Below are 1916 nucleotides of genomic sequence, written 5' to 3'. Positions count from 1 at the left end.
CGTTAGAGCAAGGGCGAGGTTCGCTAACATTTCTTATCAAGGATTCGGGCATCGGTATCGAAAGGGACAAACTGGCGACCATTTTTGAGCCGTTTACTCAAGAAGACGAAGGGGTTTCGAGACAGTTTGGCGGAACAGGGCTAGGGCTTGCGATTTGTCGCCAACTAGTGTCAATGATGGGAGGCAAGCTAGTGGCAACCTCGACCAAGGGGGTGGGCACATGCTTTGGTTTTTCAATAGAAGTAGAGGCGTTACCTCTCTTTGGTTGGCATTCCGATGTGGTCAAAAGAGGGCTCTTTATATGTGATAACTATGCTTATGCAGAGCAAATTGTCCAAGAGTGTCGTTTAGCTCAAATTAAGCTGGTAGGCGTTAACTCACTTTCGGAAGCAAAAGCGCTAGATGAAGATTTCGATGTCATTTTCTTATGTAATGACGGTCAGATGGATATCGATAGCTGTCTGAGTGAACTGGCTGAAGTTTATGATGTTCGTCGAGTAGTAGTGTGCCAGCACCATTTGACGAGCTCTTACACGAACGCGGAAAACGTGCATGCCGTGTTGACTCAACCATTCTTGGGTAATCGATTCAAACATGCCATCGAGGAGCTAGCTAAGCGCGAGAAGAATACATTGCGTGACAATGTCACAAATATTGCATCTCGCGCTGAGTCTAAAATATCTCGAACTCATCGAAGAATACTGATTGCTGAAGACAATCTAATGAACCAAAAAATCGCGAGCTTTTTCTTAGATAAAGCAGGGTACGACTACTTAATTACGAGTAACGGGCAAGAAGCGCTGGATGCCATCACCAAAGGTGAGCAGTGTGACGCCATTTTGATGGATTGTATGATGCCGGTGATGGACGGCCTAACCGCGACAAAAGAGATTCGCCGTTGGGAAAAGAAAGTGGGCTGCAAGAAAACAACCATCATTGCTTTGACCGCGAGTGTGTTGGAAGAGGACATTCACAATTGTTTTGCTGCGGGTATGGATGCGTATTTGCCAAAGCCGTATAAATCTAACCAGTTATTTGAGTTGTTTAATGAACTAAAGCTTGCTTAAATCGCACTGATAAGCCGAATTCATTACGGCTTTTTAGAACGAATATAAAGGAAGTGACATGTTTAAACTCGCTGTTATCGGGACTAACTGGATTTCGCAACAATTTGTTGAAGCGGCAATCCAAACCAAGCAGTTTTGCCTTAAAGCTGTGTATTCGAGAGATATAGAAAAAGCGCGTTTGTTTGGCACGCCTTATGATGCAGATACTTATTACGACAGCCTAGAAGCATTAGGTCAGGATGCAGACATTGATGCGGTGTACATCGCCAGTCCAAATTCGCTTCATGCTCCTCAAGCCATTCAAATGTTAAAAGCGGGCAAGCACGTCATTTGTGAAAAGCCAATGGCTTCGAACTATGCATTGGCACAACAGATGTTTGCCTGTGCTGAGGAAAACAACGTTGTGTTGTTTGAAGCGTTTATGTCGCCTTACACACCAAACTTCCAAGTATTGAAAGAGCGCTTACCGTCTATCGCTCCGTTACGACATGCGACGATTAGCTATTGCCAGTATTCATCGAGATACCAAAAATACCTAAATGGAGAAAATCCAAACACATTCAATCCTGCGTTTTCCAATGGCTCCATCATGGACATCGGTTATTACTGCGTGGGTTCGGCGATTGAGTTGTTTGGTGAGCCGAACTCCGTTCAAGCCAGTGCGCATGTGCTTCCATCAGGCGTTGACGGATGCGGCAGCGTAACGCTGGCGTATGATGGCTTTAACGTAAATCTTCTGCACTCGAAAGTCAGTGATTCTCTCATCCCAAGCGAGTTTCAAGGTGAGCAAGGCAGTGTGTTGGTCGATATGATCGCCACAGGACGTGGTGTAGAGCGTATTCTTCGTGG

General features: G+C 45.4%; 2 protein-coding genes. Both read left to right on the top strand.

Annotated features, from left to right (window positions below):
• On the top strand, positions 1–1067 hold a 1067-nt coding region (locus R8269_RS23625; RefSeq protein WP_318222704.1), incomplete at its 5' end, for a response regulator.
• 58 nt (positions 1068–1125) lie between these two features.
• On the top strand, positions 1126–1916 hold a 791-nt coding region (locus tag R8269_RS23620; protein WP_318222703.1), incomplete at its 3' end, for a Gfo/Idh/MocA family oxidoreductase.

The sequence above is a fragment of the Vibrio sp. Vb0667 genome, from assembly GCF_033391095.1.
This window is presented reverse-complemented; position numbering and strand designations above follow the sequence as displayed.